The organism is Kordia jejudonensis, assembly GCF_001005315.1.
GTDB classification, from domain to species: Bacteria; Bacteroidota; Bacteroidia; order Flavobacteriales; family Flavobacteriaceae; genus Kordia; species Kordia jejudonensis.
Genome location: NZ_LBMG01000066.1, coordinates 18,232 through 27,364, shown reverse-complemented (window position 1 = coordinate 27,364; position 9,133 = coordinate 18,232). Strand labels below are relative to the sequence as shown.

Sequence of the window (9,133 nt, the reverse complement as noted above, 5' to 3'; positions counted from 1 at the left end):
CGAGGCATCCTACGGTATTGGCGCCTGTTTGTGTAGCAACTGGGAGCTGATCTCCAGAATTACCATTATCGTCACTTTTGCAAGCAAAGATTGTAAAACACAATATGGTTAGATAAGTATATTTTATAGGTTTAAATTTTCTAAACATATGATAATGTTGATTTTAAGATTTCTCATGTTTTTCGTAAGGTATTTTGGTAGCTCTTATATAAAGTAAAGATATGGTATATTTTCTAATGAAACACACATGTGTGTAAGTTTTAACCTATAAATAATTATTATTTAAAAGATTTATATTACAAAAAAGACAATGTGTAGAAAAAAAAGAACAGACTCATTTCAATAAAGATTGTAATGAGTCTGTAGTTGATATGTTTATTTTAAGTAATTTACTGCTTCACAATACGTTTTACAGCAACACTATCATCAGCAGCTTGTAATCTCATAAAATAGATGCCAGCTGCAAAATTTGAAATATCAATTGTTTTTCCGTCAGATAATTGTCCAATAGAAGAAATTGTTTTTAAGATTCTACCATTCAAATCGAGTAAGGAAATCTCAGATACAGATATATTCGTAGCACTACTGATCGTAATTATATCCTTTGTAGGATTCGGCGAAAGCCTGATACTATTTGAAAACGCATTCTCAGCTACGCTCAAATTAGCATCTACAGTGACATCAAACGAACACATTACGGCATTTCCTGCCAAATCGGTAATGGTAAATGAATTTGTAGTAGTTCCAATTGGAAAATCGGCTCCACTTGGCAAACCAGCCGTTTGTGTAGGTGTATAATCAATTTCTAAAAGATATCTATAGGTAACTACGTTGGTAATATCATTCCAACCGCCACTGGATTGAATTACGGTATAATCTTCATTTCCAGCATTATTTGGCTCTCCAGGATTCCAATTGTTATAGGTTGAAGTGTCGCCACTTTGCCATACAAAAGTTCCTTCCGTATCCGTATCACTAAAACCAATTACCACATCGCCAGCACCACCAACGTTCCCGATAGCTTCCGTTATGGTTGCGTTGTCTGTCGCGTTTCTAATTGTGCCCACAAATCCACCTTGAGTGATGGCATCATTAAATGCATTGACAGGTGAAAATGAATTGTTAGACAAGTAATATGCCTTTCCATTAATATTTGTCAATGGTGTAAAATCAGTCAGCGGATTTATCAACACACAATTATCCGTTGGTGTTAAAGTATAATTAACTACAGCAGTTGTATCTCCAAAATTGGCGGCAGTTTGCATAATATTTGCAGGACAACCCGCAACAGGATCTTCATTATCAACAACAGTAACTGTAAAGCTACAGCTAGATGTATTGTTATCTGAATCGGTAACACTCATAAAAACCTCTGTAATTCCTACAGGGAACGCTGCACCAGAAGCCAAACCAGAAGTTACGGTTGGTGTTAACATTCCGTCTTCAGTATCGTTAGCGGTAACATTATAAGTTACAGTAGCCTCACATTGCCCTGCGGTATTGTTAACAGTAATATTTGCAGGACAGGTAATTACGGGCGAATCGCCAATAGATTCAAACAATTGTACATCTGCAATTTGATTTATGGAAGAAGTGCCACAAGTTCCTGTAAAATTTACTCTATAAAAGGTATATGTGTTTGTATTGGTAAATGAAAATGTTCTTGAAAAGAAACGTGTAGAAATACACGGAATCGCACCAGTAGCCACACTTGTAAAATTTGTTCCATCATTAGAACCAAAAATTTCATAAGTAGTCGGATCGCGTTCAGGAGCATCATTCGCCGTTACAAATTCCATGGCAATGGCTGTTGCGCTCACACCTAACAAATCGACTTCAAAACCAATTCCGTCAAACGCATTAAAATCTAAGAATTTGGTATTTGAATTTTGATCAATAATATTTTGGACACCTTCTGCTCCAGGCGAATTGACACTTCCAAAAGTAGTTGCTGTATGAATAGAATCGTCAAAAATTCCTTGGGCATTGGTAAAAGAAATTCCTGTACAGACAAGGAATAAAAAGAGTAGTTTTTTCTTCATAATTAGTTGGTTGTAGTTAGTTTTAAATATTTTAAAAAGAGGAAGTTAGCTGAATTTTGCTAGACTATCAAATTTTTCACGGAAAGTGTGAAAAGAATAAAATCTGCCTGTTTTATGGAGAATTCATCACTTTTTCAATCAAAAAACTATAACTACTAAAAAAATAGATGAAGAAAAACTAAAATTTATATGAGGAAAATTAATCTTCTTTACCCAAAATCGTCAAACCAACGCGAATCGTAGAATAGGGAATGGCTTCTTCAAAATGTTCAAAATAAGCTTTTAACGTATCAGGATTCCCAAGCGTTTCTTTGGCTTCTCTGATACTTTGTAAATCGTTTTTGTCAATAAATCGCATCAAATCAATATCTTTTCCTTCATCATACAATTTGGAAATATGTGAAAAAATAGTGGTTTCAGCCAATTTTCGAACTTGTGCAATTTCAGCAATCGATAAACCTTGTTGATACAATTCGTAGGTTTTTTTTGTTGTTTCGCCTTTACGCTTTGGTTTCTTTTCTTTCTCTTTCGTAAACGCAATAATTTCTTTGATGAATTGGTATCCGTAATTTTCCAACTTCCGTTTTCCAACACCACTAATTTGAATAAATTCTTCGTCAGACATTGGACGTACATTTTCCATTTCTTTCAGCGTAGCATCATTAAATATCTGATATGCAGGAACTTCTTCATCACGCGCAATGCTTAGTCGTAACTGACGTAAACGTTCGAATAATGAATTTTTGGAAGCTTTTGGAGTTTTTACGGTTTGCTTTTCTTGTATCTTTTTAGCTTCTACCAAATTTGCTAAATCAACTTTTTTTCCATGAAATAATACATCTTTTGCAAACTCCGTTAGTTTGAGCTTATTATTTTCATGAAAAGCAATTTCTAAATATCCTAAATTGATGAGTTGCGTCATGTATTGTTTCCAGTCGAGCCAAGAAATATCTTTGGCAATTCCGTAGGTTTTTACATGCTGATAACCTTTGTCAAAAATAGTATTATTTTGTGCGCCACGAAGCACATCAATCACAGTGCCTATAGGTTCTTGCCCTTCCAATCGCGCTACAGCGGACAATGCTTTTTGTGCAATAATAGTTCCGTCAAAAAACTGCGGAGGATTTTTACACACATCACAATTTCCACAATCTTCACGAATCAATTCTCCGAAATAACTCAGTAATATTTTTCTGCGACAACTCAGCGCATCAGCGTATTCTTTCATACGATCCAATTTTGCCAGTTGTACTTCTACATTTCCAGAGTTTTGTGCAAATTTTTGCAATTGAATTACATCGGCATAACTATGAAAAAGTACTGTATTTGAAGGCAATCCGTCACGACCAGCACGACCAATTTCTTGGTAATATCCTTCAATGTTTTTTGGCAAATTGTAATGAATAACCCAACGCACGTTCGATTTGTCAATGCCCATTCCGAAAGCAATAGTGGCACAAATTACCTGACAGGTATCATTGATAAAGTCTTCTTGAATTTGTGAACGTATATCATGATTAATTCCTGCATGATACGCCATTGCATTAATATTGGAAGCTTGCAATTTTTCCGCAACGGTTTCTGTGGCTTTTCGGCTCAAACAATAAATAATTCCGCTTTCATTTGGGCGTTCGTCAATAAAATTAATGATTTGCGTAATACGATCGTTTGCAGGACGCACTTCTAATTTTAAATTCTTTCGATCAAAGGAAGCAATATGCTGTGTTGCATTCGGAATATTTAGTTGATTGGCGATGTCTTCACGTGTCGCTTTGTCAGCAGTTGCCGTTAATGCAATTACAGGAATCGTTGGAAACCGCTTTTTTAAATATCCTAAGTTGGTATATGCAGGACGAAAATCGTGTCCCCATGAAGAAATACAATGTGCTTCATCAATAGCGATTAGGCTAATTTTTTGATTGGTAAAAATATGTTCCAAGTACGACAAACTCTCAGGCGCACTATACAAAAGCTTTATTTCGTTTGCGGCAATCTTCGTGTAAATCTCCTGTTGTTCCAATTCGGTTTGACTGCTGTTAATGTATGCTGCGGAAATTCCGTTAGTGGTTAAGCCATCAACTTGGTCTTTCATTAATGCAATAAGTGGAGAAATCACAATGGTAATTCCATCGAGTAAAATGGCAGGCAATTGAAAACAAATAGATTTTCCGCCACCAGTAGGCATAATAACTAAGTTGTCATTTCCTTCAAAAATAGATTGAATGATTTCTTCTTGTAATGGTCGAAATTGGTCATAACCAAAATACTCTTTTAGGGTACTTTTAATTTTAGTTAGGGCTATCATATTTTACAAAGAAAATAAAAAATAGCTACTAATGTATAGTTTAATTTTAAATAATTCTAAATAAGAACCAATACAAACAAAGAGATTTTATGACGTATAAATGACAAACGAAAAAAGCACAACTTTTGTAGAGTTGTGCTTTTTAAGATTGGTTGTGATTGGTTATTTAATGGTGTTGAGCTAAATTTTAGGTTTTTTAGGAAATCTTTAATTTAACTCAATGTTCTTTATTGGTTTTGTAAACGTACATATAAAAATAGGGAAACCATTACGTGATCGCCGTACAATAGCTACGTAATTTTCGTAATTGTTTTTTAATCAGCGAGTTCTGAAAGTATTTTCATGTTCATTTTGTGCGTACCTTCAAATATTTTTAATGTGTACTTGTTTCCAAATAGTGATTTCATTTTTTCAAGCTCTAATTGCATCCGTTTTTCTGTTAAATATTCATCTTTATCGCCAACAACATTCATCACTTTTGTAGTGTCGTAATTGATGAAGTCAAAATCTTCTTTTTTTAACTCAGTAGGAATACTTCCTGCATATATAATCAATTTTGTACATGGAATTTTATAACGCGCAACCCAACGCATTGCCACAGAAACACCTTGGGAGAATCCTAAAATATAAAAATTGACATGTTTCGGAATATGTTCAGCTTCATAAATTGCATTCAAATTCGCCATAACATTTGCAATCTCTTTTTCTGTATTTTCCTTTGTCAGCCAACTAGCGCCAACATGCTTGTATTCGCCATTTAAATAATATTTAGAAGATGCTTGTGGTGCAATAATGTAATTTTCATCGGGATTTAGTATTTCAAAATACGCAGCAAAATAACGACTCAAAAACCCGATTCCGTGACAAACCAACCAAACATTTTTGGTTTTAGCGGTTAGTTTGTTGACAGTTGTGTATGTATTTGTAATTTGGTATGTGATTTCTTTTTCGTTCATCCGTAAAGTTGCGTTAGCGTTTTGTATTTTTGTAATTGCTATAAATATATCAAATGAATTTAGAAAAAGAGGAAATTTTAAAACAACTCAACGGAATTGTTCCAAATACATTACTGGAAACGTTACAAATTTCATATACCGATGTTGGCGAAAATTACCTAACGGCTAAAATGCCTGTAAACTCAAGTGTACATCAACCACAAGGATTATTGCACGGCGGCGCAACAGTTGCATTGGCAGAAACCGTAGGCAGTACAGCTTCACACTTATTTATTGATCCGACAAAATTTAAAGTAAAAGGATTGGAAATTTCTGCAAATCATTTAAAGAGTAAACGCGATGGCGAAGTATTTGCAACCGCACGACCAATTCACAAAGGAAGAACGACACATTTGTGGGAAATAAAAGTGGTGGATGAAGAAGGAACGTTGATTTCCTTGTGTAAATTGACAACAATTGTATTGCCCAAATAATTTCAAACAATCGAAATGCTCGAAACTTTAGCGTCACATTTTAATAAAAACTTGCCTTTTGTTGCCTATCGGAAGCCGAATGCAACACAGACGAATGTTATTTTTCAGCATGATACGGTTTTGCATACTGTTTCAGATTTTAGCGAAAGTGGTTTTGTATTTGCTCCGTTTGATGCTGCTCAACAGATTATTTTAATTCCGTTTGAAGATGTACAACGTGTTACAATTGTCACAAATAAAGTTACCAAAGCTTCCAATGTTTCTGAGTTCATTCTCGCGGAAGCGTACAAAAAACATATACAGTTAGTCAAAAAAGGTGTAGTAACGATTCAAGATTCTGACATTGAAAAAATTGTAGTATCTCGAAAGGAAGACGTTGTTACGGAGAAAAATCCGTTTGAATTATTTCAACAATTATTAGCAACCTACAACACCGCTTTTGTCTACATCTGGTATCATCCGAAAGTAGGCATGTGGTTGGGCGCAACTCCTGAAACCTTACTAAATGCTAAAGGCAGCACATTTACAACCATGTCTTTAGCAGGAACGCAAAAGTTTGACGAAAACGTTGAAACTTCGTGGAGTCAAAAAGAGATTGAAGAACAGCAAATTGTGACCGATTATATTGTAAATCGTTTGCAAAATATAACCTTGAACGTGACCGTTACGGAAGCAGAAACGCATCAGGCAGGAAGTGTTTTGCATTTGCGTTCTATGATTTCAGGACGAATTGCGCCAACAATTAATATTGGCGATATTATTACCACATTACATCCAACGCCAGCTATTTGTGGGTTTCCAACGGAAGCAGCAAAAAGGTTTATTTTAGAAGAAGAAGGCTATAATCGTACTTTTTACACAGGATATTTGGGCGAATTGAATTTAAAAGAAGAAACGTCGAGAAATCGCAATCGGAAAAATCAGGAAAATAGTGCGTACCGAGCTGTGCGAACAAATTCTGAATTGTATGTAAATCTCCGTTGTATGGAATTAAATGGTCCAAAGGCAACACTTTACATTGGTGGCGGAATTACCAAAGATTCAAATCCTGAATCGGAATGGCAGGAAACCTTGGCGAAATCGCAAATAATGAAAAGAGTATTGTAAAAACTACGCTGAAAGTCGTATTTTTGTATTACGAAATGAAGTACTCAAAAATCCCACTCGCACAAACTCTAGTTGCGCTTTGTATTGCCAAAGGAATCAATCATGTTGTGATCTCTCCAGGATCGCGAAATGCGCCATTAACATTGAGTTTTTCACAACATCCAAATATTCACGCGTATAGTATTGTAGATGAGCGTTGTGCAGCATTTTTTGCATTGGGAATGTCGCAACAATTGGGAAAACCAGTTGCGGTAATTTGTACTTCGGGTTCGGCAATGTTGAATTATTATCCAGCAATTGCAGAAGCATTTTACAGCAATGTTCCCGTAGTTGTTATTTCGGCAGACCGACCTGCATATTTGATTGATGTTGGCGACGGACAAACGATTCGCCAGAAATATGTCTTTAAAAATCACATCAATTACGAAGCAAATTTAAAACAAGATATTACGCACAAGAGTACCATTTTGCAAGAAACGCATCAATTATCGAAAGAAATGGAGCGCGAATTACAAGCAAAAGTACAAGCGTATAATGAGCAAGAAATTAATTTGGCGTTAAATGCTGCCGTGGAAACTAACGGACCTGTACATATCAACGCACCTTTTGATGAACCATTGTACATGATGCAGGACACCAAAGATGTTTCGCCCGTGTTGATTCCTCTAAAGGAAAAAGTTGCAGTAGCAGCTTCAAAAATTACAACGGTTGCTCATATTTGGAGTCAGGCAAAACGAAAATTAGTTTTAGTTGGAACCTTACCGCCAAACACGATTTTAAAGAAATATTTAGAAATATTAGCGGAAGATCCTTCGGTCATGGTATTAACCGAAACGACTTCCAACTTGCGCGATGAACGTTTTTTTAATGCGATAGATCAATTGATTTTACCGATTGAGAAAAACGAAGAATTACTTGATGAGTTTCAACCAGAAGTGATGTTGACACTTGGAGGAATGATTGTTTCAAAGAAAATAAAGGCAATTCTGCGGAAGCGCCAACCGAAACATCATTGGCATATTCATGAGAACAGAGTGTTTGATACATTTTTCTGTTTGGAACATTTTTTTAAGATGAATCCGAATGATTTTTTTGAATCATTTTTTGCACAAACAACTCCAATTGAAAGTTCGTATAAAAACTTTTGGCATCAAATAAAGATAACTCGGGAAGCCAAGCATGAAATTTATTTGCAACAGATAGCTTTTACCGATTTGAAAGCTTTTGAAGCTATAATTCACTCGTTACCAACCTCGTTAATTTTGCATTTAGGAAATAGTTCTACCGTTCGATACGCGCAACTTTTTCCTATAGATTCCAATATAGAATTGTATTGCAATCGCGGAACCAGTGGTATAGACGGAAGTACTTCAACAGCAATTGGAACTTCGGTCGTTGCCAAAAAACAAACACTTCTAATTACAGGCGATCTGAGTTTTTTCTACGACAGTAATGCTTTGTGGAATAATTACATTCCTAAAAATTTCCGAATCATTTTAGTCAATAACAGTGGTGGCGGTATTTTTAGAATTTTGCCAGGAAACAAAAACACGGAGAATTTCAATACGTATTTTGAAACCATTCATTCGCATACGGCAAAACAATTGGCTGAAATGTATCATTTTGAATATTTGACAGCTTGTAATGAAGATTCGCTTCAAACCGTTTTACAGACATTCTACGACGAAAGTGCACAACCTAAAATTTTAGAAGTTTTTACACCTCGAATTGACAATGATATTACGTTGATCGATTATTTTAAGTTTTTCAACGAAAAATAAAAACTTACACCGACTAAAAAGAAGGAATATTTCTACTTCTCTTACTTTTATCTTATATTATTAATCATTTTAGTATTAAAAAATTTTAAATATTATGAGTAAAAGAGACGAGCTAATTACAAAGTACGCAGCAGATTTAAAAGACAAATGTGGAGTTGCCGCTGACATGGATTTATTAACTAAAGTTGTGATCGGATGTGGACCAGCTATTTATAATAAAGACGCAGCAACAGTTTCAGGATCTGACGAAAAAGAATTGGCTACTGTGAAAAATAATTTCTTAATTAAGAAATTAGGATTGGCAAATAGTGCTGATTTAGACAAAGCTATTGACGCAGTGATGGAAAAATACGGTCGTTCAAACAGAAATAAATACAGAGCTGTAGTATATTATTTACTAACGGTACATTTTGGAAAACAAGAAGTTTACAGCTAAACGTACTATTATATATGTTTTAAAAAACGTTAT

General features: G+C 35.0%; 7 protein-coding genes. 4 read left to right on the top strand and 3 right to left on the bottom strand.

Annotated features, from left to right (window positions below; genetic code table 11):
• Positions 1 to 389: 389 nt before the first annotated feature.
• From AA089_RS21305 to AA089_RS21295, 3 genes are all read right to left on the bottom strand, one after another.
• On the bottom strand, positions 390 to 2,042 hold the full coding sequence (locus AA089_RS21305) for an HYR domain-containing protein (protein ID WP_046759040.1): 1,653 nt from the start codon (positions 2,040 to 2,042) through the stop codon (positions 390 to 392).
• 199 nt (positions 2,043 to 2,241) lie between these two features.
• Complete coding sequence (recQ, locus tag AA089_RS21300; protein ID WP_046759039.1) at positions 2,242 to 4,347, bottom strand: DNA helicase RecQ; 2,106 nt, start codon at positions 4,345 to 4,347, stop codon at positions 2,242 to 2,244.
• A gap of 314 nt (positions 4,348 to 4,661) precedes the next feature.
• On the bottom strand, positions 4,662 to 5,303 hold the full coding sequence (locus tag AA089_RS21295) for an alpha/beta hydrolase (RefSeq protein WP_046759038.1): 642 nt from the start codon (positions 5,301 to 5,303) through the stop codon (positions 4,662 to 4,664).
• A gap of 53 nt (positions 5,304 to 5,356) precedes the next feature.
• Between AA089_RS21295 and AA089_RS21290 the strand changes: the two genes are divergently transcribed.
• From AA089_RS21290 to AA089_RS21275, 4 genes are all read left to right on the top strand, one after another.
• On the top strand, positions 5,357 to 5,776 hold the full coding sequence (locus tag AA089_RS21290) for a PaaI family thioesterase (protein WP_046759037.1): 420 nt from the start codon (positions 5,357 to 5,359) through the stop codon (positions 5,774 to 5,776).
• A gap of 15 nt (positions 5,777 to 5,791) precedes the next feature.
• On the top strand, positions 5,792 to 6,883 hold the full coding sequence (locus tag AA089_RS21285) for a chorismate-binding protein (protein WP_046759036.1): 1,092 nt from the start codon (positions 5,792 to 5,794) through the stop codon (positions 6,881 to 6,883).
• 35 nt (positions 6,884 to 6,918) lie between these two features.
• On the top strand, positions 6,919 to 8,664 hold the full coding sequence (menD, locus tag AA089_RS21280; RefSeq protein ID WP_046759042.1) for a 2-succinyl-5-enolpyruvyl-6-hydroxy-3-cyclohexene-1-carboxylic-acid synthase: 1,746 nt from the start codon (positions 6,919 to 6,921) through the stop codon (positions 8,662 to 8,664).
• Between the two features lie 94 nt (positions 8,665 to 8,758).
• Positions 8,759 to 9,100 carry a DUF2853 family protein gene (locus tag AA089_RS21275; RefSeq protein ID WP_046759035.1) on the top strand — a complete coding sequence of 114 codons (342 nt, stop codon included), beginning with the start codon at positions 8,759 to 8,761 and terminating at the stop codon, positions 9,098 to 9,100.
• Positions 9,101 to 9,133: the final 33 nt, after the last annotated feature.

What these genes read in the sequence shown, in the direction of transcription:
- menD (WP_046759042.1), top strand. Translation starts at nt 6,919, where the DNA reads ATGAAGTACTCAAAAATCCCACTCGCACAAACTCTAGTTGCGCTTTGT.
- AA089_RS21290 (WP_046759037.1), top strand. Translation starts at nt 5,357, where the DNA reads ATGAATTTAGAAAAAGAGGAAATTTTAAAACAACTCAACGGAATTGTT.
- recQ (WP_046759039.1), bottom strand. Translation starts at nt 4,347, where the DNA reads ATGATAGCCCTAACTAAAATTAAAAGTACCCTAAAAGAGTATTTTGGT.
- AA089_RS21275 (WP_046759035.1), top strand. Translation starts at nt 8,759, where the DNA reads ATGAGTAAAAGAGACGAGCTAATTACAAAGTACGCAGCAGATTTAAAA.
- AA089_RS21295 (WP_046759038.1), bottom strand. Translation starts at nt 5,303, where the DNA reads ATGAACGAAAAAGAAATCACATACCAAATTACAAATACATACACAACT.
- AA089_RS21285 (WP_046759036.1), top strand. Translation starts at nt 5,792, where the DNA reads ATGCTCGAAACTTTAGCGTCACATTTTAATAAAAACTTGCCTTTTGTT.
- AA089_RS21305 (WP_046759040.1), bottom strand. Translation starts at nt 2,042, where the DNA reads ATGAAGAAAAAACTACTCTTTTTATTCCTTGTCTGTACAGGAATTTCT.